The organism is Mangrovicoccus sp. HB161399, assembly GCF_013184745.1.
In the GTDB taxonomy this organism is placed as follows: domain Bacteria; phylum Pseudomonadota; class Alphaproteobacteria; order Rhodobacterales; family Rhodobacteraceae; genus Mangrovicoccus.
Genome location: NZ_JAATVU010000023.1, coordinates 65,060 through 86,294, shown reverse-complemented (window position 1 = coordinate 86,294; position 21,235 = coordinate 65,060). Strand labels below are relative to the sequence as shown.

Here is a 21,235-nt window from a genome sequence, read left to right as displayed (position 1 = left end):
CATCCTTCGCACACACAGATGAACGGCGCGGCCTCTCGCGGAGCGGGGCGAAGGGATCATCCGCTCCTATGAAACGCGCCTGAACAGAACTGGAGCACGCATGCCTCTCTACGAGCATGTCTTCATTGCGCGTCAGGACCTGTCCAACGCGCAGGCCGAAGGTCTTGTGGAGCACTTCTCCACCGTCCTGTCGGACAACGGCGGCAAGGTCGTCGAGTCCGAGTACTGGGGCGTCAAGACGATGGCCTACAAGATCAACAAGAACCGCAAGGGCCACTACTCCTTCCTGAAGACCGACGCGCCCGCGCCGGCCGTGCAGGAAATGGAACGCCTGATGCGCCTGCATGACGACGTCATGCGCGTCATGACCATCAAGGTCGACGAGCATGCCGAGGGCCCCTCGGTCCAGATGCAGAAGCGCGACGAGCGCGACCGTGGCGACCGCCGCCCGCGCGACCGCGACCGGTAAGGAGAGACAGACATGGCCACCAAACCGTTTTTCCGCCGCCGCAAGGTCTGCCCGTTCTCCGGCGACAACGCGCCGAAGATCGACTACAAGGACACCCGTCTCCTGCAGCGCTACATCTCCGAGCGCGGCAAGATCGTGCCGTCCCGCATCACCGCCGTCTCGGCGAAGAAGCAGCGTGAGCTGGCCCGTGCCATCAAGCGCGCCCGCTTCCTCGCCCTGCTGCCCTACGCAGTGAAGTAAGGAGCGATTCCCATGGAAGTGATCCTTCTCCAGCGCGTCGCCAAGCTCGGCCAGATGGGCGAAGTCGTCTCCGTCAAGGACGGCTATGCCCGCAATTTCCTGCTGCCGACCGGCAAGGCGCTCCGCGCGTCCGACGCCAACGTCAAATCCTTCGAGGCCCGCAAGGCCCAGCTCGAGGCGGACAACCTCGAGACCAAGAAGGAAGCAGAGGCTTTCGCCGCACGTCTCGACGCGCAGCAGTTCGTCGTGATCCGCTCCGCTTCGGATGCGGGCGCGCTCTACGGTTCGGTCACCCCGCGTGACGCAGCCGAGGCCGCGACCGCCGAGGGCTTCACCCTCGACCGCAAGCAGGTCAAGCTGTCGAAGCCGATCAAGGATCTGGGCCTGCACACGGTGCACGTGACCCTGCATCCGGAAGTCGAAGTCGACATCCACCTGAACGTCGCCCGTTCCAAGGAAGAAGCCGAGCTGCAAGCCTCCGGCAAGTCGATCCAGGAACTGGCTGCCGAAGCCGAAGCCGCCGCAGAATTCGAGATCGCCGAACTGTTCGACGAAATCGGCTCCGCTGCGCTCGACGACGAGAGCGGCGATTCCACGCCCCAGCCGGACGTGGAAGACCGCGGCTGAGCCCAGCCAGGGTTCGATCCGGACAGAATCGGCGCGCCTCCCTCCGGGTGGCGCGCCTTTTCCGTCTTGCGGATCACATGAAGGCGAGGCTTTCGAGGCCGAGCAGGCCGAGTCCGACGACAGTCAGGACGAAGAAACAGCAACGGGTGTGACGCATGGCAGTGCTCCCCAGGTTGTCGTGTTTCCCCGGCTAAGCCATTTACCTTAAATTCGCGCTAACCTGCCGCTCCCGGACGGGAGGCGGATGGCGCCGGAACGCCACCCGCCGGCCGGATCAGGCCGAAAGGTCGGGATCGAGCGTGACCGACCACAGCTCGTTGTCGCCGCGATCCATCAGCCGCACCTTCATCTGCCGCGTCGCGCCATCGACATCGACGATGCCGAAGAACTGCAGCCCCATCGACGGCGGCAGGTTCTGGCCCTGTTCCTCGCTGGGCCCCTTCACGAACTTCACTTCCGGCCCGAAGGTCATGTCCAGGTCGTTCGGCCCGAAAGTCCCGGCGTGCAGCGGCCCCGAGACGAATTCCCAGAACGGGTTGAAGTCCTGCATCTGCGCCTTGTTCGGGTCGTAGTAATGCGCGGCGGTATAGTGCACGTCCGCGGTCAGCCAGACGGTGTTCCGGATGTCCGCTGCCTTGATGAAGCGCAGGATGTCGGCCAGCTCCAGCTCGCGGCCCTTGGCGGCGCCGTCATCGGCATTGGCGATCGCCTCGAAGAACTCGCCGTCACGGACGACAAGGCCGATCGGCATGTCGGCGGCGATGACCTTCCAGGTGGCGGCCGAATTGGCCAGCTCGCGCTTCAGCCATTCGATCTGGCGGGCACCGAGGAAGACGCTCTCATCGTTGATCGCCTCCTGCAGGTTCTTCGTGTTCGGCCCGCGATAGGCCCGCATGTCGAGGAAGAACACGTCGACCATCGGCCCGTAGGACATCTTGCGGTAGACGCGGCCCGGCTCTGCCGGCTGGTAGCTGATCGGCGTCATCTCGTGGAAGGCCTGGCCCGCACGGGCGGCAAGGACGCGGACGTTCTTCTCGGTGTAGCGGTCGTCGCCCGAGAGGTCCTTGCTGTCCGACCAGTTGTTGACGACCTCGTGGTCGTCCCACTGGAAGAAGGTCGGCACGGAGGCGTTCAGCGCCTGCACGTGGCGGTCCATCAGGTTGTATTTCCACTGGCCGCGGTATTCGTCCAGCGTCTCGGCGACCTTGCGCTTCTCGTCGATCAGGACGGCGTTCTTCCAGATCAGTTGGCCGTCCTTGACGGTCTCCTCCTGCATGGCGCCGTCGGCATAGATGGTGTCGCCGGAATGCAGGAAGAAGTCGGGCTCGTATTTCGCCATGGTGGCATAGGTCAGCATGCCGTCCTCGTCGATGCCGTAGCCCTGGCCCGCCGTGTCGCCCGACCAGGTGAAGCGGACCGACCGCCGCGAGGTCGGCGCGGTCCGGAAATGGCCGGTCATCTGCTCGGACAGCGCGTTGAGGCTCGACAGGTCGGCGGCGGTGAAGCGGTAGAAGATGTCCTGGTCGGAAGGCAGGCCCTCGACCATGCGCTTGATCGCCAGATCCGAACCCGGAAGCGCGTTCATCGGCGGCAGCTTGACGGCGTTCGAGAAGCTCTCGGTCGTGGAGACTTCCACGAAGACGCGCGAGGGCATGTTCACGCGCGTCCAGATCATGCCGGAATTGGCGGTCACGTCGCCGGACTGCACGCCATGGGTGAAGACCGGGCGGTCATCGGCGCGGGAGATCGCCGGCATGGCGAGCGATGCGGCAAGCACGGTGCCGCCGGAAAGCACGGAGCGGCGGGAAAGGCGAGTGGTCATGTCACTGTCCTGTCGTCTGGATGGGCATTCTGCTGTGGCGCCGGTATGGCCCGCCGATCGCGACAGTTCCGCGACAGCAAGGCGACGATCCCGTGACGCCCCGCCCTCCGCGGACGGCCAGTGCCTTTGCCGATTGGCGCGGCCCCATTTCCATTTCGCCGCACCATCTGGAAGGCAGGACAGCCAGATTCCGCATGTGGCAGGCGCCGGACAAGCGGCCGCGCCAGCGGAAAACGGCACGGCACTTCCTGACGCCCTCGGGGTTCCAACTCGGGGAGGCGGGCCATGACTTTCCACCAAGGCAACTTGAGCGCCAATTGCCAGCTGGGAAGCGCCGCCGACGACACGGTTCTCGGCCTCGCGGGCGATGACACGCTGTTCGGCTATTTCGGCTTCGACACCCTGTTCGGCAGGCCCGGCGCGGCTCTGCTCTTCGGCGGCTCCGTCTGGGCCCACGGCAACAGCCGCCTGAGCAAGTACGATCCGGACAACATCTATGGCGGCGACCTGCTCTACGGCGGCGACGGCAATGACACGCTATGCGGCGACACCGAATACGGGGGGCTCTTCTACAACATGACCGGGCCCGGCGCGGGCGATACGCTGCCCGGCGGCGAGGGAGACGACTCGCTCGACGGCATGACGGGAGCGGACTTCCTGTCGGGCGGCACCGGGCCGGACACCTTGAAAGGCGGGATCGGCGACGACACGCTTCGGGGCGACCAGGACAACGAACACGTTTCCGGCCAGGACGGCCGGGATGTCGCCAGCGGCAATGCAGGCCATGACACCGTCCATGGCGGCATCGGCAACGACGACCTTCATGGCGGGGCCGGTTTCGACCTGATCGGCGGCGGAAGCGGCAATGTCACCCTCTACGGCCGCAACGGGCAGGACCGGCTCCTGGGCGGAGACGGCAACGACGCGCTCCATGGGCAGACGACCGACGATCTGTTGAAGGGAGGCGACGGCAACGACACCCTGTTCGGCAACAGGCACGACGACTTCCTCAGGGGCGGCGAAGGCCGGGACCTGCTCGACGGCAGTCCGGGCAACGACAGCCTCGGCGGCCGGCAGGCCGACACGCTCCGGGGCGGCGACGGCAACGACACGCTGACCGGGGGACTGGGACCGGACCGGTTCGTCTTCGACCGCGGCGACGGGCAGGACGTGATCGCCGATTTCGCCCCCGGGCCGGACGTCCTCGTCTTCCGGGGCGCGGAAAGCCTGGCCGATACCGGTTTCGCCCAAGCGCCGGACGGCATGGCGACCTTGTCCAGCTATGGGACCACGACCGTCCTCGTCGAGGATATCTCGGCGGCCGACCTGCAGGACGGCGCGAATTTCCCGTCCCGAGGCGCCGGGTCCCGGGCAGCGGGCCGCAGCCGGAGCGGCACGCTGCCCGAAGGCGCAGGGAGTTTCCGGTTGACTTTCATCCGTCCTGCCCCCATGTGCTGGTCTCGTAATCGCCCGTGCCCCTGCACCTTGCATGCGCGGATGCCCGGATGTCCCTTCCTTTCGTTGTGGCCGTCCCGGTCTGCGGTTACGCCCGCCGCTCCCGAAGATGCGGCGGTGCCCGCAGCACCTCCCCGGACTTCGCCGGACCCATTCCGCGGACGCAGACGCCGCCACGACAGGACATATCATTTCATGAGTTTCGACCAGATGGGGCTGAAGCCCCGCCTGCTGGAGGCGCTTGCCGCCGCCAAGATCACCGATCCGACCCCGATCCAGGAAAAGGCCATCCCGCACGCGCTGGAAGGCCGCGACGTCATGGGCCTCGCCCAGACCGGCACCGGCAAGACCATGGCCTTCGGCCTGCCGCTCGCGCAGAAGCTGATGCACGACCAGCAGAAGTGCAAGCTGCGCAGCGCCCAGGCGCTGATCCTCGCGCCGACCCGCGAGCTGGCGCAGCAGATCTTCGACAACCTTTCCATGATCACCGACGGCGCGCATCTGCGCCTGGCCATCGTCACCGGCGGCGCCTCGGTCAACCGCCAGGCCCAGAAGCTGTCCCGCGGCGTCCACCTGCTGGTCGCCACGCCGGGCCGCCTGCTGGACCTGATCGACCGCCAGGACGTGTCGCTGCATGACACCCGCTTCCTGGTGCTCGACGAGGCCGACCAGATGCTCGACATCGGCTTCATCCACGCGCTGCGCCGCATCGCCTCGCTGCTGCCGAAGCAGCGCCAGACCATGCTGTTCTCGGCCACCATGGCCGACCAGATGGAAGAGATCGCGCAGGCCTACCTGACCGACCCGGTCAAGATCTCGGTCACGCCTCCGGGCAAGACCGCCGACCGGATCGAGCAGGAGGTCCGCTTTATCGAGCAGCCGGAGAAGACCGGCCACCTGATCGACCTGCTGGGCGCCCACCCGTCCGAACTGGCGCTGGTCTTCACCCGCACCAAGCACGGTGCCGACCGTCTGGCCCGCGCCGTGGAGAAATCCGGCTTCGCCGTCGGCGCGATCCACGGCAACAAGAGCCAGGGCCAGCGCGAGCGCGCGCTGAAGGCCTTCCGTGCAGGCCAGCTGAAGGTGCTGATCGCGACCGACGTCGCGGCCCGCGGGATCGACATCCCCGAGGTGCGCCATGTCTACAACTTCGACCTGCCGAACGTGCCGGACAACTATGTCCACCGCATCGGCCGTACCGCGCGTGCCGGCCGCGACGGCCGTGCCGTGGCCTTCTGCTCCTCGGCGGAGACCAAGGAGCTGAAGCAGATCGAGAAGCTGATCGGCATCCAGCTGGAGACTAGCTTCGGCGAGCGTCCGCTCGGCGCCACGCACCGCCCGGCGAAATCCGGCGGCGGCCGCGGCGGCAAGCCCGCGGGCGCACCGAAGCACGGCCGCCCGCAGAACGGCGAGGCCAAGCCCGGAAACGGTGCCAACCGCCCGCGCCGCTCGCGGAACCGGCGCCGCCCGGCCAAGGCCTCGGCGGCCTGACCGCCGGAAGGCCACTCCAGGATTGACAGGGGGCAGGCTGCGCACGCAGCCTGCCCCACTTTTCTTGTTTGGAAATTTTAAAAATGACGGCAATTGCCTGCGCGGCGGCCCTGGCTGTTTCCGCATTCTCTTCAGCTTGCGCTGCCGTCTTCGGCGCCGGCAGCTTTCCCCCGTTGCGACCTTCGCGAACGGTCTGGGCCCGGTCGCGATGACCATCGCCTTCGATGGCACCAACTACCGGTCGGCCACCAGCGGCAGCGCGGCCGGAACGCGGCTCGCCAAATGCGATGCACCGGGCAATGACGTCGGCGCCTATGCGCCGGGACTCGATTTCCGCTCCGTCTTCACCGACGACGGCGGGAGGATCCATGCGCGGACCCGGAGCTCGGCGACCGTCTGCCAGCAGACGGCCGACGGCGCGTTCTCGCCCTATCTCACCCTGTCCGGCGGAACGCTCGGCGACCAGTCCGCAGTCGTGCGGAACAATGCCGGCGTGTTCGTTGCGATAGAGGGCGGCACGGTCGAACGCCGAAGCGCCACAGGCGCCTATCTCGGGTCCGTCGCGCTCTCCGGCCATTCAGGGAGCTATCCCCACGACCGCGGCAAGCGCGGCAGCGGACGGCCGCCTGCCAGCCTATGACAGCCGACGGCCACGGTCTCGGCCTGGGACTATCCGGTGCGCTGCTGGATACGGCCGTCCTGAGCGGCGGCGGCTCCGGGCACGACGCGTCCCTTTCCTTCAGCTATGCCAATGGCAGGGCCTTCGTCACCGACACCGTGTTCTCGCACTTGCGGGGCTACGATGTCGCCTGGGCATCCTGCCGGAGGTGAGCCTGCCCCTGCCTGCCGCCCAGCTGGCGGGCGGGATCGGTGGCCTGGCGCTGCTGCGCAGGCGCGCCGCCTGATCCCCGGCACCATCCGGGACCCGCGATGCAGGCTCCAGACCTCCGCTCAGGCGCGGCGGCGTCGGCCGACAATCCCCAGTCCGGCCAGCACGGCCGAAAAAAGCCCGGCCGCCGCGGGAAGCGGGACCTCCGCCTGCGGGGACGGGCTGGCGCTGGTGCCCGCGCGGATGGCGGCTCCGGCCGTGCCTTCCCAGGCCAGCCGGTTCAGCGTGACCGACCCGTCGCCGTCCACGGCCAGGTCGAGCCAGCCGTAATGCAGCCCGTCCGCAGCCAGGAATGCGAAGCCCAGATAGCCTGCCGTCACGCTGCCATCCGTTGCCCAGGCGCCGGCATAGGACGCCTTGGCCGAGGCGCCGTTATAGGACTTGTCGGCGAGCTTGGAGGTGGCCGCGTAGGCCAGCGCCGCGTCGATCGGCGTCCCTCCCGCAAGGGCCGCGCCGGCCGTGACCAGCGTGCCGGAGATGCCCGAGGCGACGATCTCGCTGTCATAGCTGCCGCCCTTCGGCACCGAGAGGGCATTGAAGTAGTCATGCAGGCTCAGATCCGGGCTGCCGTCGGCATCGAGATCGTATTGCCAGGTCTGGCCGTCCGCCAGGGTGAGACCGCCGAGATCGACGGACAGGACGGAGGCCGGGGCGGCGGAAACGGACAGCGCGAGGACCGCCGCGGCGGCCTGCGGAAGATAGCGGCACATGGGCCATGCTCCAGGCTTGAAGGACCAGCGCCGGAACGAACCCGGCGCGGCGCCATTGGAGGCCGGAACCGGATTCCTTCAAGTTTTGCATGAACAACTAGTTAATGCCGCCGGAGCGGAGCGTGGGGCCCCAACGCAAAGGGGCGGGTCCGAAGACCCGCCCCCCATTTGGCGTTCGCGGAGATGTCCGCGATCACTCTTCTTCCAGAGCCTCGACGGCCTTCTCCAGGTCTTCCTTGGAGATTTCGGTCTCGGTGACCTGTGCCAGCTCGAACACGTAGTCGACGACCTTGTCCTCGAAGATCGGGGCGCGCAGCTGCTGCTGGGCCTGGGCGTTCTGCTGGATGAACTCGAAGAACTGGCGTTCCTGGCCCGGGTACTGGCGCGCCTGCGCCATGACCGCCTGGGTCATCTCGGCCTCGGTGACCTCGACCTCGTTCACGCGGCCCAGCTCGGCCAGCAGCAGGCCGAGGCGCACGCGGCGCTCGGCGAGCTTGTTGTGCTCGTCGGTCGGCGTGATTTCCGGGTGGTCATGGCCGTGCACGTCGGGGTTTTCCTCGTGCCACAGCTGGTGCGCGATCTGGCCTGCCTCTGCCTCGACCAGGGTCGGCGGCAGGTCGAAGGAGACCAGGGCGTCCAGCGCGTCCAGAAGCTTGCGCTTCTGCACCTGGCGCGAGGCGCCGGCGTATTCGGCTTCCAGGCGCTCGCCGATCTGGGTCTTCAGCGCGTCCAGCGACTCTGCGCCGTACTGCTTGGCCAGCTCGTCGTCGATCGGGGTCGGCTTCGGCGTCGCGATGTGCTTGATCGTGCAGTCGAAGGTGGCTTCCTTGCCGGCCAGGTGCGTGGCGCGGTAGTCTTCCGGGAAGGTCACGCTGACGGACTTCTCGTCGCCGACATGCACGCCTTCCAGCTGCTCTTCGAAGCCCGGGATGAACTGGTTGGAACCCAGCTCCAGCGGGAAGTCCTCGGCCGAGCCGCCTTCGAAGGCCTCGCCGTCAACCTTGCCGACGAAGTCCATGGTGACCTTGTCGCCCTTCTCGGCATAGCCGCCCTCGATCCGGTCTTCCCAGCTCTTGGCGTTCTGCGCGAGGTTGTTCAGCGCCTCTTCGATCTCGGCATCGGTGGCCTTGACGACGAGCTTCTCCAGGGAGATCGACTTCAGGTCGACTTCCGGGATTTCCGGCAGCTTCTCGTAGGACATCTCGACGGCGACGTCGTCGCCCTCTTTCCAGTCCTCGTTGGTCATCTTGACCTGCGGCTGCAGCGCCGGGCGGTCGCCGGAATCCTCGAAGTGCTTGGTCATCGCACCGTCGATGGTCTCCTGCATGGCCTCGCCCAGGATGCGCTGGCCGAACTGCTTCTTCAGCAGCGGCAGCGGAACCTTGCCCTTGCGGAAGCCCTTCATCTCGATTTCAGGCTGCGCCTCGGTGAGCTTTTCCACCACCTTGGCATCCAGCTCGGCCGCGGTGACGGTGATCTGGTAGCCGCGCTTCAAACCTTCGTTCAGGGTCTCGGTGACCTGCATAGGGGGTTCCTTCTTGAAAGGCCGTCTCTGAGTTGCCGGGCGGTGTATGGGCAAGGACGGTCCGATGCAACCCCTGCCGGCAGCGGGGGGCGCCCGGAGACAGAAAAACAAGGGCGATGGGACCCTCCGCAGGGGCGGAATCCGGCACTTTGCAGGCCGGAGCCCCGCCCCGTTGCGGCACGCCGCCTCAGGCGTGAGACTCATGCTGCGGATGCAGCGCCACGACATGGTTGTCCCAGGACACCGGCTGCTCTGCCAGCCGGGCCAGCCGCCCGTCCTCGATCCGCGTCACCCGGCCGGTGCCGGCGGTGGCCATAAGCCCGCTGCCCAGCGGGGCCAGGCCGCAGACATCGGGCTCGGCAAGGCTGGCAAGCGGCGTGCCGGTGCCGGCATCGAAGCTCTGGACCAGCGAGCCGCGCGGCGAGCTGATCGCCACCACCTGCCCGTCCGCGGACATCGCCACCGACCCGGCATAGCCCTGCATCTGCCGGTGCTCGTCTCCGCCGAAGGAGGCGAAGACCGGCGCGCCGCCCTGCCGGTGCAGCATCAGCAGCGGCGGCGCCTGCGCAATGTCGCCCTCCCACTGCATCGCCGCCGCCACCAGCCCGTCCCGGCGCACCGCAAGGTGGCGGATGGAATTCAGGTGCCATTCTGGCGGCAGGTCGACGGTCTCCAGGATCTCGCCTTCCGGGGTCGCATAGGACAGATTCGGCTTCATCACCGGCAGGTTCAGCTTGGCCCGGCCGCTGTCGGGATGGGTGTCGATGCCGCCGTTGGCGATCGCCATCACCTGCGTGCCCGGCAGGAACAGCGCCTCGTGCGGGCCGACGCCGCCCGACCAGAACTCGCCGATCCGGCGGTAGCCCGAGGCCACGTCCCAGATGCCGATCCGCCCCTCGCCGAGGTCATAGGCGTTCTCCGGCGTGTAGAGCAGGCTGCCATCCGCCGAGAAGGTGCCGTGCCCCATGAAATGGCGGCTTTCCGGCGATTCGAGCTGCGAGATCACCGCGCCCGAGCGGCAGTCGATCACCACCGCGAAAGTGCCCGGGCGGCGGGCGAAGGCCACCGCCTCGGGGCGCTCGGGATGCGCGGCGCCGGCATGGCCGCGGCCCGGCAGCGGCAGCCGGAACACGATCTCGCCCGAGGCGCGGAGCCCGCAGATCACGTATCCGCCGCTGCCGGTCTTGCCCGCGGCGATGACGTCCGGGGCGCCGGCATCGGCCCAGCTCGGGCGCGGCAGCGCGCCGGCGGCAAGAAGTCCTGTGAGGAAGCTGCGTCGCGATGCCATGTCAGTCTCCGTCCTGCGAATTGAAGCCCTGAGCGAGCCCGAGCGGCCCGCCCACATGTTCCATGACATCGGCGCGCACGTCGCCGATGCGCTGCTGCACGGTCTCGACGCGGAACCGGCCCATCGGGTCGGCCACCTCTCCGAGCGCCGGATCGCTGAGACGGTCGAGCGTGGTGAAGGCGCGGTCATAGGCCGTGCGCACCGACGCTGCGTCCTCGGGGAAATCCATCGCCATGATCAGCGCCAGATCCTCGGTCCCGTCCAGCGACAGCTTCACGTGCTGGACCGAACGCTGCGACCGCCAGGCCTCGGCGCGGGTCGGGCGCGGCCGGTCGAACTCGCCCATCGGGCGGCCCAGCCGCGCCTCCTCCGTGAATTGCAGCCCGGTCGTCACCGAGGTGAAGAGCGCCCCCAGCGCCTCGGTCTCGGTGCGGTAGGGCGCATCGGCATCGGGATGGGCGAATTCCGCGGCATAGTCCCCGTGCCAGTCGTCGGCGATCACCCGCGCGGTGGCGGCGATGTCTAGGGCGATGGCGCGGGTCAGGCGGCAGCCGTAGTCTCCCGCATCGGCGAAATCCGGATCGTAGAGCATGAATTCCAGCGCGTTGAAGCCATGCGCGGCGATCGACACGTCATGGAAGGCCTCCGGGTCGTCGACTGCCGGGTCCTCGGCCGAGATCATGCCCTGCAGCGTCTTCGGGATGAAGCCGCGCGCATCCGGCCAGAGACCGAAGGAGAACGCTCGGTTGTCCAACTCGGTCGGCCCGAAGCGCAGGTGGCTCATCCGGATCCAGGCATCCCAGGCATCGTTGAAGGCGCGGCGCAGGTGCTCGTCGGCCGGATCGCAGGTCCCGTCCGAGGCCGTCGCCAGCGCGCCGGCCCGGTCCGCCAGCGCGTCGAAGCCCGGCTGGATATGGTCGGCCACGGCCGTGTCGAGGATGTCCTGCGGCGAGGCTGCCGCCCAGAGCGGACAGGCGGCGAGGCAGGCGGCAAGGATGTGGTGTCGCATCAAAGGCTCTCCAGGAACGCGATCAGCGCGTCTCGGTCGGGTTTGGGCATGGCGATCACGGCGTCGCGCTGCGGCGCGGCCTCGCCGCCATGCCAGAGGATGGCTTCCAGCAGGCTACGCGCCCTGCCGTCATGAAGGAACGCGGCGTCCGGGCTCACCTGCTGCGCCAGCCCGATGCCCCAGAGCGGCGGCGTCTTCCATTCGCGCCCCGTCGCGCGGCCCTCGGGGCGGTGGTCGGCCAGCCCTTCGCCCATGTCGTGCAGCAGCAGATCGCCATAGGGCCAGATCAGCTGGAAGCTCTGCTCGGGCTGGTCCTCCAGCCGGGCGGTGACGAATTTCGGCACATGGCAGGAGATGCAGCCCGTCTCGTGGAAGACCTGCTTGCCGCGCAGGGTTTCGGGGGCGTCGAGGCCGCGCCGCGCGGGCACGCCGAGATTGCGCGCGTAGAAGGCGACCAGGTCTAGCCCGCCCGCGTCGATCTCATGCCCGCCCTGCCCCGGATCGCCGCCGTCCGGCGCCCCGCGGCAGATCTCCTGCGCTTCGGTGCAGTCGCCCCAATGATGCGGGAAGAGCGGCGATGAGATGCCGATGTCGTTCGACAGCGCCTCCGCCGATTGCTGCCGCACCGAGGGCGAACCCGCCTTCCAGCCGAAGCGGCCCAGTTCCGGCCTCCCGGTCTCCCGCGAGGGCACGAAGGACGCACGCCCGGATATGCCGTCGCCGTCCAGGTCGTCGGGATCGGCATGGGCGAGGATGTCCTCCGCCGGGATCGCCTCCAGCAGACCCAGGCCGATCATCGGCGGCGCGACCCGCGGGCTCAGCATCGCGTCCGGATGCAGCGGGCCGAAGCCCAGTTCCTCCGCGGCATAGGCGGGACGGCGCAGGCTGGCGGTCTCGCCGCCGGACAGCGCGACGGGAACCTCCTCGTACGTGACCTGCATCCGGTACTCGGCGGGGATGCCGCGGTTGCCCTGGTCCTGCAGCTGGAAGCCGTAGGCCGGGTCGGGCGCGGTGGCGATCCAGCCCTCGATGCCGTTGGATGCCTGCTCCGCCGGGATCGAGACGCGCAGGAACATCGACACGCCATGCGCGCCGGGCTCGGAGGGCGGGTGCCCGCGCCCGTCGCCGATATGGCATTGCAGGCAGGAGCGCGCGTTGAACAGCGGCCCCAGCCCGTCGGAGGCCTTGGTCGAGGACGGCGAGGCGACCCAGAGCTTCTCGAACAGCGCCTTGCCGACCATGAAATCCAGCTCCCGCACCGGATCCATCCCGGCGGAAGGCTTGGAAAACGCCTTGCCGCCGGCCAGCGCTGGCACGGTGGATGCTCCGGCAGGATTGCCCTCATAGGGTTCCGGCCTGCCGAAGCCGGTCGCAGGCGCCGTCACCTCAGCCACCCGCGCCGCCTCTTCGGCGCTGCGGGGCAGGACGGCCAGAGGCTCCGCAAGGGCGGGGACTGCGACCAGAAGCGGCAATACCAGAATCTTTCTGTCGGGCATCTTCTCAACACGGGCTTTTCCTGATAAATACAGTCGGGAATTGCCGGATGCCAGCGAAATGGCACAGACGAACCGAGGATGGAACGGCCCGATGCCCCAGACCGCCAGTGTTTTCAGCAGTCTTCCTGAAACCGCCGCGCCGCTGCCGGCCCGTCCGGACGAGCGGCTGGACCTGATCCGCCGCGAGGCCGCCCGCGCCCGCACCGCGCCGCGCCTGGACTTCTTCCGCGCCTGTTCACTGCTGACGCTGGATGCAGAGCGCGCGCCGATCGTCTTCGCCCGCGCGCTCTTGCGCGTCCTGGGCCAGGCGCTCGGCCAGCGGCCGGTCTTCCACCGCGCGGGCAGCGAGGCCACCAGCTTCGACGAGGACTGGCTGATGCGGCTGATCGACCGGCTGGAAGCGGGCGACCACGACTCGGTCGCGTTCCTGCTGCGCCGCCGCGTGCCGCATGACTACCGCCGTTCGGTCGCCTTCCTGCTGCACGGGCTGGTCTCGCGCCCCGACCGGGCGGCCTGATCCGCCCCGCGCCGCGGCGCCCAAGCAAAATCCATACCATTTCACTCAGGCTGCGGCGCAGCATAAGCGCCGGAGAGAAAAGACTTTTTGTCGGGTTTTTTCTCCTTGCATCCGGCGCGATCTGGAATAGTTCTAAGTCCGACAGCGAGCCGCGGGCCAGCCAGAACAGCCAGCCATCCGCCAGCCCGCACAGCCAGCCAAGCGCCAGCCAGCACAGTTTCCGTATTTTTTGACGTGAGAGGCCCGACATGACCCAGACCGCCGCCGCCCTCGGAGAAGACGCCCAGACCGCGATCTGCACCGCGCTGAACCAATGCGTCGCCGAAACCGCCGTCACAACCATGCTCGCCCAGAATTTCCACTGGAACGTCAAGGGCATGGCCTTCGGCCCGCTGCATGACCTGTTCCAGAAGATCTACGAGGACCATTTCGAGGGCCAGGACGACCTGGCCGAGCGCGTCCGCATGCTCGGCGGCCATGCCGAGGGGATGCTGGCCGGTATGGTCGAGCGCTCCAAGGTCAAGGAGCATGACGGGCGGGCCACCGACCGCGAGATGATCGCCTACATGCTGGAAGCCCAGCAGATCGTCGCCGAGACCTTGGCCGGCGCCGGCGAGCTGGCGGCCGACCATGGCGACACGCTGACCGAGGATCTCTGCATCGCCCGCGGGCAGGTCCACGAGAAATTCGCCTGGATGCTGAAATCGCATCTCGACTGAGCCGCGGCACCCGCCCGGCCGGACCGGATCAGAAGGGCGCCTCGGCGCCCTTTTTCGTGCATTTTCGAAGATAGGCCCGCTGCCAGCCCTTCGCCGACTTCGCCTCGGCCTGCTGCTCCAGCAGATCGAGGATGAAGGCCCGCCGCTGCTTGTCCTTCGACAGGCCCTTGTAGCCCTTCTTCTGCTTCTTGGTCATCGCGCAGGCGATGCAGCGCCCGCCCTCGAGGCGGAACTTGCACACGTCCAGACACGGCGAGGGAAGCTTGCTGCCCATCCCGGGATCTCCTGGCAGGCGGGGACGGCGTCCCCGCCCGGCGTTCGGGGTTACTGGAAAACGGCCGACGGGTTGTCGAGGCTGTCGGAGCCCTCGAACTCGCCCGCGTCGATGGACAGCGCCGAGACCACCCGCTCGATCGACCGGGTCTGGTCGACGAGGCCGTTCACCCCGCCCATGATCAGCGCCTCGCCCGCGGCGTTGCCGCGCTCCAGCATCATGTCGTACTTGAAGCCCGCATCGCCCGCGATCTTCATCTGCAGCAGCGCATCGACCGTGGCATCGAGCTTGGCGCGCACCTCGGCATCCAGCGCCGGATCGGCCTCGGCCACCAGCGCGGAGAGCGAGGGGCCCTCCACCTTGGTGCCGTCGACGCGGGTATAGCTGCCGATATAGGCCGAGCGGATGCCGACGCCGTCGTAGAAATGGCTGTTGTAGGTGTTGTCGGAGAAGCAGTCATGCTCTTCCTCCGGATCGTTCAGCATCAGGCCGAGCCGCATCCGCTCGCCCGCCTGCTCGCCATAGGACAGCGAGCCCATGCCGGTGACGATCGCGACGATCCCGGCATCGACATCGGCCAGAAGCGTCTCGCGCGCCTCGCCGCCCTCCTGCCATTGCGCCGCCATGTATTCCAGGTCGCGCACCAGCAGGTCGGTGGCCGCCTGCAGGTACATGCCGCGGCGGTCGCAATTGCCGTGGGTGCAGTCGTCGCCCTTGGCATAGTCGGTCCAGGGACGCTCGCCGGCGCCGGCCTCGTGGCCATGCAGGTCCTGGCCCCAGAGCAGGAATTCGATCGCGTGGTAGCCCGAGGCCACGTTGGTCTCGACCCCGTCGGCCTCGTGCAGCGTGCCCTCGATGAAGTCCGGCGTGATCTCGGTGGCATCGACGGTCTCGCCGCCGACCGTGAATTCCGGCGTGGCGATGACGTTCAGCGCCGCCAGCTCGTTCTCGTCGGTCGGCCCGCCGTAGCTGTCGTCGACATAGTCGATCAGCCCCTCGTCCAGCGGCCAGGCATTCACCTTGCCCTCCCAGTCGTCGACGATCGGGTTGCCGAAGCGGTAGACCTCGGACTGCTGGTAGGGAATGCGCGCCGCCAGCCAGGCCTGCTTCGCCGCGTCCAGCGCCTGCGGCGAGGGCTCGGCGATCAGCGCCGCGACCTTCTCCTGCAGCACCTGGGCGGTGCTGAGGCTGTCCTCGAACTTGGCCTGGCCCATGTCGATGTAGTTGTTGAGCACGTCGGACTTCTCGACGGCGAAGGCGGGAACCGCCAGCGTTGCGGCCAGGGCGGTCGAGGTCAGAAAGGTCTTGGGCATCGCAATGTCCTTGGTCTTTGTCTGCGTGGCAGCGGCGCCGCGGCGCCGGGGGCTTCAGGGGGCGGTCCCGATCACTTGGTCAGGATCAGTTTGGAAGAGCGGGTGATCCGCAGCGTGTAGATCTGGCCGTCGAGTTCGAGCAGCGCGATCTGGCCGCCATCGGTCAGGCCGCGGGCATCGTAGAGCGGCGGCATGCCGTCGCGCCGGATCACGGTTTCGGGGGATGGGGTTGCTTTGGTCATGTAGGTCATCTGCGCGTCTCCAGCCAATCCAGCAGCGCCTCCAGCGACGGCAGGGCCAGGCGCCCGACGCCTGCATCCCGCTCGCGGGGCACGGCGGACGGGGCTGGCCTGGACATTGGCTGGGCTCCGGTGTCGGTCATGTGCATCTCGGGTCTCCGGTGGAATCCATCGGCTTCCCCAAGGCACGGCAAGGGGTGGCTGTAACGAGTCTTACCCTGACAAGTTTTGTCGGAATTGACAATCCGAGTTTTTTGCTCGGACATTAATTTGCCGCCCTCCTTGCCCGGCCCGGCCGCAACTGCCGAAATTTCGGGCGGTCGCCGCCGTGCCCCGGGGCGGCCCTCAGCTCCTGCCGCGGCGCTCGGAGGCGAGGCCCAGAAACGTGCCTCCGACGATCAGCCCCGCGCCAGCCACCGTCGCCGGACCCGCCGGTTCCGACAGAAGCAGGCAGGCCAGGGCGAGGCCGAAGAGCGGTTCGGTGCCCATCAGGAAGCTCACGCGGGTCGGGCTGCTGCGCCGGACCGCCGCGTTCTGCACGTAGAAGGCCCCGATGGTGCAGAAGAGCGACAGGAAGGCGACGGCCATCCAGGCCTCCGGCACGGCCGCGGCGCGCAGGACGCCGGGCCCGGAAAGCCCGGCGATCAGGATCAGCGCCAGCCCTGCCACCGTGGCGGACTGCACCGCCGTCAGCGCGGCGGAGGACAGCGCCCTCCCGGCCGTCAGCCGCTTGGTCGCGACCACCATCGCCGCGCGCAGCCCGGCCGCGCAGAGCACCAGCAGGTCCCCCGCGCCGAAACCGGCCGGGCCTCCGGCCAGCGCGCCGACCCCGCCGACGGCAATGCCCGCCCCGAGAATCACGCCGCCCGGCGGCAGCTGCCGCCGCAGGCCGTAATCGAGGAAGGGCGTGAAGACGGTGCAGAGCGAGATGATCAGCGCGGCATTGGCCGCGGAGGTCGCCGCCACGCCCCAGGTCTCGGCGAAGAAGATGCCCGTGAGGATCACGCCAAGCGCCATGGCAGCAGCCAGGTCCCGCCGCGGCGCCCGGCGAAGCTCGCGCCGGGCGAGCGACGACATGACGGCGGCCGTCAGCAGGAAGCGCAGGAAGATGAGCACCAGGACCGGCATATGCGCCAGCGCGCCCTTGGCCACCGGGTAGCTCGCCCCCCAGACCAGGGCCACGCCCAGCACTGCCAGCTCGGCCCATGCGGCCGCATCCCCTGCCGCCCTCGATTTCTGCACTGCCATTCCTGCCCCCGTCCTTCGCGCTGCGGCCCGGAGCGGCTTAGGCCGGGCGCGGGAGCGGCGGATAGAACGAAAGTGCGGCCTCAGCCCCGGGCGTAGGCCGCGGGCGTCACGCCAGTGATGGCACGGAAATGGCGCCCCATGTGGCTCTGGTCGGCAAAGCCCGCCTGGGCGGCGGCCGCGGCTGGCGGCAGCCCGCCGCGCAGCAGCGCCTGGACCCGCCGGATCTTGGCCTGCAGGTACCAGGAATGCGGCGGCAGCCCGGTGGCGCGGCGGAAGGCCTCGATGGTCTGCCGCCGCCGCAACCCGGTGACCGCGCAGAGCTCCGCAAGCGTGACATCTCCGTCGACATTGGCCGCGAGGTACTCGACCGCATCGGCAATGCGCCCGTCCGCCCGCGCCTCGCGGCGCAGGACCTGCGGCGCCAGCCGTGCCAGAACGCTGCCCAGGAGCGCGTCCAGCGCGGCATCCCGCGCCAGTGCCTGCCCCGGGACATGCAGCATTTCGTGCAGCGCCGCAAAGTGCCGCGCCAGCCCGGCATCGGCATGGAACGCCGCCGCGAAATCCAGCGTTCCGGCCGGCGCCCGCCCGGCCAGGTCCTCGACCAGCGCGCGCATCCCGGCTTCGGGGACATAGATCATGCGCTGCCGCCACCCGGCATCGCCGCCGGCGCCGCCATGGTGGATGTCGCCCGGCCGCATGGTGACCACCGATCCCTGCGGCACGCGGTTCATCTCGCCCCGGCACCAGACGGCATGCACGCCGCCCTCGATCACCCCGAAGAGATACTCGTCATGCGAATGCGGCTTGAAGGCATGGGTCACATAGGAGGCGGAGAGCGTCTCGATGCCGAAGAGATCCGGATGCGCGCGCAGAGTCGCGCATTCCCGCTGCCGGCCTGTCTGCGTCCGCTCCAAGGCCCGGTCCTCCGCTGCATCGCCGCCATCTGTCTAGCCGCGGGACGGCAGCCGGTCAAACCCGCGGCAACCGGCCGGGACGGAGCGCCGGGCCCCGCCCCGCCAAGCGGCGGTCAGAGGGTGAAGGCCGCCCGGAACGCCTCCAAGGCCGCTTCGGGATCGCCCGCGGCGAAGGCTTCCATCCCCACGGGGCCGGAATAGCCCATGCCGGCCAGCGCGCGGGCAATGGCGGCATAGTTGATCTCGCCCGTGCCCGGCTCGCAGCGGCCCGGCACGTCGGCCACCTGCACCTCGCCGATCCACGGGAGCGCCTTGCGGCAGCATTCGATCAGGTTCCCCTCGCCGATCTGCACATGGTAGAGATCGAGGTTCAGCCGCAGCCGCGGATGGTCGACCGACGAAACCAGCGCGATCGTGTCCTCGGCCCGGCCGAAGGGCGTTCCCGGATGGTCCACCGGCAGGTTGAGGTTCTCCAGCGTGAAGGTCACGCCTTCCTCCTCAGCCATCTCGGCGATGCGGCAGAGCGTGTCGCGCGCCTTCAGCCACATCGCGCCCGTCACCGTCTCGCAGGGAACGACCGGCAGACCGCCCTCGCCCAGGCCGGTGCCGTGCAGGTTCAGCCGGGCGACGCCCAGCCGCTTGCCGACCTGCGCCGTCTCGCGCGCCGAGCGCAGCAATTCGTCCGCGCCCTCGCCATCGGCCAGCCGCCCGGTCAGGTAGCCGTTCATGATGGTGAACTCGGCGCCCGTGGCCTCGAGCTTGGCGAGGTCATGGTCCGGCCAATTCCACAGGCCGACGCCGAAGCCCATTTCCTTCAGCCGTGCGCAGCGCCACTCGATCGGGCGGTCCTGCCAGATCATCTCGGCGCAGGCGGCAAGCGGGAATGTCGTCATCTTGCGGGTTCCTTCAGGCGGCCTTGCCGGCACGGTGGGTCAGGCCGGTCTCGGCGGCGAGGCGCTTCAGCGTGTGCAGGCCGAGGGTCTGGTAGAGCAGCGGGTTTCGGACATGCGGGTCCTGCTCGGCCTCGATGACGATCCAGCCTTCATAGCCGTTGTCGGCGAGGATCTGCAGCAGCGGCTTGAAGTCGATCCCGCCCTCCTGGTCGCCGGGCACGGTGAAGGCCCCGGCCAGAACGCCCTGCAGGAAGCTCATCCCTTCGGCGCGGACCCGCGCGGTGATCTCGGGGCGGATGTTCTTGGCGTGGAAATGCGCGACGCGGGCGACATGGCGGGCCAGGACCTCCTCGGGATTGCCGCCGCCGAAGGTGCAGTGTCCCGCATCGAACAGCAGATGCGTGTCCGGACCGGTCGCGGCCATGAAGGCGTCGATTTCCTCCGGCGTCTCGACCACGGTGCCCATGTGGTGATGATAGGCGAGCGTGACGCCTTCGGAGGCCAGATAGGCAGCGAAGGCCTCGATCTTCGCGCCGAAATCCGCCATCTCGCCGGAGCTCAGAACCGGCTTGCCGTTCACGGGCTTCGCCGGGTCGCCATGGATCGCGTTCGAGGTCTCGCAGGTGACGCAGACCTTGCAGCCATTGTGCTTGAGCTTGGCCAGATGCGGCTGCACGGCGGCGATCTCGTCCTCCAGCGAACGGGTCAGCAGCTCGGTCGAGTACCAGCCGGAGATGAAAGCGAGCCCGTAGCTGCCGAGCAGCGCCTTCAGCTGTGCCGGGTCCTCGGGCCAGCGATGGCCGTTCTCGATCCCGTCGAAGCCGATCATCTGGCCGGCCTCCTCGAGGATGCGCCCGGTGGGAATGTCCGCGCCGATGCTCTGGTCGTCGTCATTGGCCCAGGCGATGGGATTGGTGCCGAAACGGATCATGGAGATGTCCTTCAGGTGAGCGCCACGGGGCGGCCTTCGGAGGCGGCCATGGCGTGGATGATGCGTTCGATGGAAAGCCCGGCGGCGAAGTCCGGACCCTTGGCCTTGCCGCCTGCGATCGCGGCCAGAAGGTCGCGCGCCTCGACGGTCTTCTGTTCGTTGAAGCCGAAATTGTGGCCCGGCGCCGGGCAGAAGGCGGCGAAGTCGGGCTGCTCCGGGCCGGAGAGCAGCCGGGCCAGTCCGGGCGCGCCCCTGCGGTGCAGCCAGAGTTCGTTCATGTTTTCCTGGTCGAAGGACAGCGTGCCCTCCGATCCGTGGATTTCCCATTGCAGGCGGCACTTGCGCCCGGGCGCGATGCGCGAGGTGGCGAAGCTGCCGGTCGCGCCAGAGACGAAGCGCAGGATGGCATGGGCGGTATCGTCATTCTCCACCGGCTTCATGCCCTCCGGCGAGGGCCGCAGCCCGATCGGAGTGGAGGTGACGGCGGTCACTTCCGCCACCGGCCCCATCAGTCCGACCATCTGGCTGGCGAGATGGCAGCCGAGATCGCCGAGCGCGCCCAGCCCGCCGCCCCTGCGGGTCAGCCGCCAGGACCATGGCAGGTCCGGATCGGCGGAATAGTCCTCGTCATAGACGCCGCGGAAGCTGTGCGGCGTGCCGATGGCGCCCTCCGCCACCAGCCGCTGCGCCTGCTGGTAGGCAGGCGAGCGCAGGTAGTTGTAGCCGAGGATCGTCACCTGCCCGGGGCGCCCCGCCGCGAGCGCGGCCATCGCCCCGGCATCTTCGAGCGTCAGCGCCATCGGCTTTTCCAGCCAGACATGCTTGCCCGCCTCCAGCGCGGCCTCGGCCATCGGACGGTGCAGCCCGTTCGGGGTGGTGATGGACACGACATCCACCGCAGGATCGGCCACTGCCGACTGCCAGTCGGCCATGCCGCGGGCGAAGCCGAATTGCGCGGCGAAGGCCTCTGCCCTGTCGGCGGGGGTGTCGCAGAGGATCTCCAGCCGCGGATGGGCGCCGCCGAAGACCGTGGCGACATTGCGCCAGGCCATGGCATGGCACTTGCCCATGAAGCCGGTGCCGATCAGGCAGACCCCCAGCGGGCGGTCGGGCATCGGAAAAGCCATCGGGAAACCTCGGGGGGGAAGAAAGGCGGCGGGCCGGGG

Annotated in this window: 21 protein-coding genes; 7 read left to right on the top strand and 14 right to left on the bottom strand. The window is 68.6% G+C overall.

Annotated features, from left to right (window positions below):
• Window positions 1-100 precede the first annotated feature (100 nt).
• Genes rpsF through rplI form a run of 3 tightly spaced genes read left to right on the top strand, consistent with a single transcriptional unit; the run spans window position 101 to window position 1,336 of the window.
• Window positions 101-469: a 30S ribosomal protein S6 gene (gene rpsF / locus HCC78_RS14835; protein ID WP_172329568.1), complete on the top strand. Its 369-nt coding sequence runs from the start codon at window positions 101-103 to the stop codon at window positions 467-469.
• A 12-nt stretch (window positions 470-481) separates the two neighbouring features.
• The gene (rpsR, locus tag HCC78_RS14830) at window positions 482-709 is read left to right on the top strand and encodes a 30S ribosomal protein S18 (RefSeq protein WP_013961325.1); all 228 of its coding nucleotides are present in this window, start codon (window positions 482-484) and stop codon (window positions 707-709) included.
• A 12-nt stretch (window positions 710-721) separates the two neighbouring features.
• On the top strand, window positions 722-1,336 hold the full coding sequence (gene rplI / locus HCC78_RS14825; protein WP_172329567.1) for a 50S ribosomal protein L9: 615 nt from the start codon (window positions 722-724) through the stop codon (window positions 1,334-1,336).
• A 274-nt stretch (window positions 1,337-1,610) separates the two neighbouring features.
• On the opposite strand, the gene HCC78_RS14820 is transcribed toward rplI, so the two are convergent.
• On the bottom strand, window positions 1,611-3,158 hold the full coding sequence (locus HCC78_RS14820; RefSeq protein ID WP_172329566.1) for an alkaline phosphatase: 1,548 nt from the start codon (window positions 3,156-3,158) through the stop codon (window positions 1,611-1,613).
• Between the two features lie 285 nt (window positions 3,159-3,443).
• On the opposite strand from HCC78_RS14820, the gene HCC78_RS34820 reads away from it, so the two are divergent.
• The gene (locus tag HCC78_RS34820; RefSeq protein WP_172329565.1) at window positions 3,444-6,104 is read left to right on the top strand and encodes a DEAD/DEAH box helicase; all 2,661 of its coding nucleotides are present in this window, start codon (window positions 3,444-3,446) and stop codon (window positions 6,102-6,104) included.
• A 208-nt stretch (window positions 6,105-6,312) separates the two neighbouring features.
• Window positions 6,313-6,744, top strand: coding sequence for a hypothetical protein (locus HCC78_RS14810; RefSeq protein ID WP_172329564.1), 432 nt, complete (start codon window positions 6,313-6,315; stop codon window positions 6,742-6,744).
• Window positions 6,745-7,055: 311 nt separating this feature from the next.
• On the opposite strand, the gene HCC78_RS14805 is transcribed toward HCC78_RS14810, so the two are convergent.
• The 5 genes from HCC78_RS14805 to HCC78_RS14785 form a co-directional block, all read right to left on the bottom strand.
• Window positions 7,056-7,703 carry a hypothetical protein gene (locus HCC78_RS14805; RefSeq protein ID WP_172329563.1) on the bottom strand — a complete coding sequence of 216 codons (648 nt, stop codon included), beginning with the start codon at window positions 7,701-7,703 and terminating at the stop codon, window positions 7,056-7,058.
• Between the two features lie 193 nt (window positions 7,704-7,896).
• Complete coding sequence (gene tig, locus HCC78_RS14800; RefSeq protein WP_172329562.1) at window positions 7,897-9,228, bottom strand: trigger factor; 1,332 nt, start codon at window positions 9,226-9,228, stop codon at window positions 7,897-7,899.
• A 187-nt stretch (window positions 9,229-9,415) separates the two neighbouring features.
• Window positions 9,416-10,516 carry a DUF1513 domain-containing protein gene (locus HCC78_RS14795; protein WP_172329561.1) on the bottom strand — a complete coding sequence of 367 codons (1,101 nt, stop codon included), beginning with the start codon at window positions 10,514-10,516 and terminating at the stop codon, window positions 9,416-9,418.
• A 1-nt stretch (window position 10,517) separates the two neighbouring features.
• The gene (locus HCC78_RS14790; RefSeq protein WP_172329560.1) at window positions 10,518-11,525 is read right to left on the bottom strand and encodes an imelysin family protein; all 1,008 of its coding nucleotides are present in this window, start codon (window positions 11,523-11,525) and stop codon (window positions 10,518-10,520) included.
• On the bottom strand, window positions 11,525-13,021 hold the full coding sequence (locus HCC78_RS14785; RefSeq protein WP_172329559.1) for a di-heme oxidoredictase family protein: 1,497 nt from the start codon (window positions 13,019-13,021) through the stop codon (window positions 11,525-11,527). The genes HCC78_RS14790 and HCC78_RS14785 overlap by 1 nt, the downstream gene beginning before the upstream one ends.
• Window positions 13,022-13,112: 91 nt before the next feature.
• Between HCC78_RS14785 and HCC78_RS14780 the strand changes: the two genes are divergently transcribed.
• The gene (locus HCC78_RS14780; protein ID WP_172329558.1) at window positions 13,113-13,538 is read left to right on the top strand and encodes a hypothetical protein; all 426 of its coding nucleotides are present in this window, start codon (window positions 13,113-13,115) and stop codon (window positions 13,536-13,538) included.
• Window positions 13,539-13,786: 248 nt separating this feature from the next.
• On the top strand, window positions 13,787-14,257 hold the full coding sequence (locus tag HCC78_RS14775; RefSeq protein ID WP_172329557.1) for a Dps family protein: 471 nt from the start codon (window positions 13,787-13,789) through the stop codon (window positions 14,255-14,257).
• Window positions 14,258-14,285: 28 nt separating this feature from the next.
• Here the strand turns inward: HCC78_RS14775 and HCC78_RS14770 are convergent, their stop codons facing one another.
• The 8 genes from HCC78_RS14770 to HCC78_RS14735 form a co-directional block, all read right to left on the bottom strand.
• Window positions 14,286-14,531 carry a DUF1289 domain-containing protein gene (locus HCC78_RS14770; protein WP_172329556.1) on the bottom strand — a complete coding sequence of 82 codons (246 nt, stop codon included), beginning with the start codon at window positions 14,529-14,531 and terminating at the stop codon, window positions 14,286-14,288.
• Between the two features lie 50 nt (window positions 14,532-14,581).
• Window positions 14,582-15,844, bottom strand: coding sequence for an imelysin family protein (locus HCC78_RS14765; protein ID WP_172329555.1), 1,263 nt, complete (start codon window positions 15,842-15,844; stop codon window positions 14,582-14,584).
• Window positions 15,845-15,915: 71 nt separating this feature from the next.
• Window positions 15,916-16,038, bottom strand: a complete 123-nt coding sequence (gene hemP, locus HCC78_RS14760) for a hemin uptake protein HemP (RefSeq protein ID WP_236638030.1) — start codon at window positions 16,036-16,038, stop codon at window positions 15,916-15,918.
• Between the two features lie 390 nt (window positions 16,039-16,428).
• Window positions 16,429-17,331, bottom strand: coding sequence for a DMT family transporter (locus HCC78_RS14755; protein WP_172329554.1), 903 nt, complete (start codon window positions 17,329-17,331; stop codon window positions 16,429-16,431).
• An 80-nt stretch (window positions 17,332-17,411) separates the two neighbouring features.
• Window positions 17,412-18,245, bottom strand: a complete 834-nt coding sequence (locus tag HCC78_RS14750) for an AraC family transcriptional regulator (RefSeq protein ID WP_172329553.1) — start codon at window positions 18,243-18,245, stop codon at window positions 17,412-17,414.
• Between the two features lie 113 nt (window positions 18,246-18,358).
• Complete coding sequence (locus tag HCC78_RS14745; RefSeq protein WP_172329552.1) at window positions 18,359-19,138, bottom strand: TIM barrel protein; 780 nt, start codon at window positions 19,136-19,138, stop codon at window positions 18,359-18,361.
• Window positions 19,139-19,151: 13 nt separating this feature from the next.
• Complete coding sequence (iolE, locus tag HCC78_RS14740; protein ID WP_172329551.1) at window positions 19,152-20,069, bottom strand: myo-inosose-2 dehydratase; 918 nt, start codon at window positions 20,067-20,069, stop codon at window positions 19,152-19,154.
• An 11-nt stretch (window positions 20,070-20,080) separates the two neighbouring features.
• The gene (locus tag HCC78_RS14735) at window positions 20,081-21,196 is read right to left on the bottom strand and encodes a Gfo/Idh/MocA family protein (RefSeq protein WP_172329550.1); all 1,116 of its coding nucleotides are present in this window, start codon (window positions 21,194-21,196) and stop codon (window positions 20,081-20,083) included.
• Between the last annotated feature and the right edge of the window lie 39 nt (window positions 21,197-21,235).

What these genes read in the sequence shown, in the direction of transcription:
- HCC78_RS14790 (WP_172329560.1), bottom strand. Translation starts at nt 11,525, where the DNA reads ATGCGACACCACATCCTTGCCGCCTGCCTCGCCGCCTGTCCGCTCTGG.
- tig (WP_172329562.1), bottom strand. Translation starts at nt 9,228, where the DNA reads ATGCAGGTCACCGAGACCCTGAACGAAGGTTTGAAGCGCGGCTACCAG.
- HCC78_RS14765 (WP_172329555.1), bottom strand. Translation starts at nt 15,844, where the DNA reads ATGCCCAAGACCTTTCTGACCTCGACCGCCCTGGCCGCAACGCTGGCG.
- HCC78_RS34820 (WP_172329565.1), top strand. Translation starts at nt 3,444, where the DNA reads ATGACTTTCCACCAAGGCAACTTGAGCGCCAATTGCCAGCTGGGAAGC.
- HCC78_RS14810 (WP_172329564.1), top strand. Translation starts at nt 6,313, where the DNA reads ATGACCATCGCCTTCGATGGCACCAACTACCGGTCGGCCACCAGCGGC.
- HCC78_RS14755 (WP_172329554.1), bottom strand. Translation starts at nt 17,331, where the DNA reads ATGGCAGTGCAGAAATCGAGGGCGGCAGGGGATGCGGCCGCATGGGCC.
- HCC78_RS14770 (WP_172329556.1), bottom strand. Translation starts at nt 14,531, where the DNA reads ATGGGCAGCAAGCTTCCCTCGCCGTGTCTGGACGTGTGCAAGTTCCGC.
- HCC78_RS14735 (WP_172329550.1), bottom strand. Translation starts at nt 21,196, where the DNA reads ATGGCTTTTCCGATGCCCGACCGCCCGCTGGGGGTCTGCCTGATCGGC.
- hemP (WP_236638030.1), bottom strand. Translation starts at nt 16,038, where the DNA reads ATGCCGCCGCTCTACGATGCCCGCGGCCTGACCGATGGCGGCCAGATC.
- rplI (WP_172329567.1), top strand. Translation starts at nt 722, where the DNA reads ATGGAAGTGATCCTTCTCCAGCGCGTCGCCAAGCTCGGCCAGATGGGC.
- rpsR (WP_013961325.1), top strand. Translation starts at nt 482, where the DNA reads ATGGCCACCAAACCGTTTTTCCGCCGCCGCAAGGTCTGCCCGTTCTCC.
- HCC78_RS14820 (WP_172329566.1), bottom strand. Translation starts at nt 3,158, where the DNA reads ATGACCACTCGCCTTTCCCGCCGCTCCGTGCTTTCCGGCGGCACCGTG.
- rpsF (WP_172329568.1), top strand. Translation starts at nt 101, where the DNA reads ATGCCTCTCTACGAGCATGTCTTCATTGCGCGTCAGGACCTGTCCAAC.
- HCC78_RS14775 (WP_172329557.1), top strand. Translation starts at nt 13,787, where the DNA reads ATGACCCAGACCGCCGCCGCCCTCGGAGAAGACGCCCAGACCGCGATC.
- HCC78_RS14745 (WP_172329552.1), bottom strand. Translation starts at nt 19,138, where the DNA reads ATGACGACATTCCCGCTTGCCGCCTGCGCCGAGATGATCTGGCAGGAC.
- HCC78_RS14785 (WP_172329559.1), bottom strand. Translation starts at nt 13,021, where the DNA reads ATGCCCGACAGAAAGATTCTGGTATTGCCGCTTCTGGTCGCAGTCCCC.
- HCC78_RS14795 (WP_172329561.1), bottom strand. Translation starts at nt 10,516, where the DNA reads ATGGCATCGCGACGCAGCTTCCTCACAGGACTTCTTGCCGCCGGCGCG.
- HCC78_RS14780 (WP_172329558.1), top strand. Translation starts at nt 13,113, where the DNA reads ATGCCCCAGACCGCCAGTGTTTTCAGCAGTCTTCCTGAAACCGCCGCG.
- iolE (WP_172329551.1), bottom strand. Translation starts at nt 20,069, where the DNA reads ATGATCCGTTTCGGCACCAATCCCATCGCCTGGGCCAATGACGACGAC.
- HCC78_RS14805 (WP_172329563.1), bottom strand. Translation starts at nt 7,703, where the DNA reads ATGTGCCGCTATCTTCCGCAGGCCGCCGCGGCGGTCCTCGCGCTGTCC.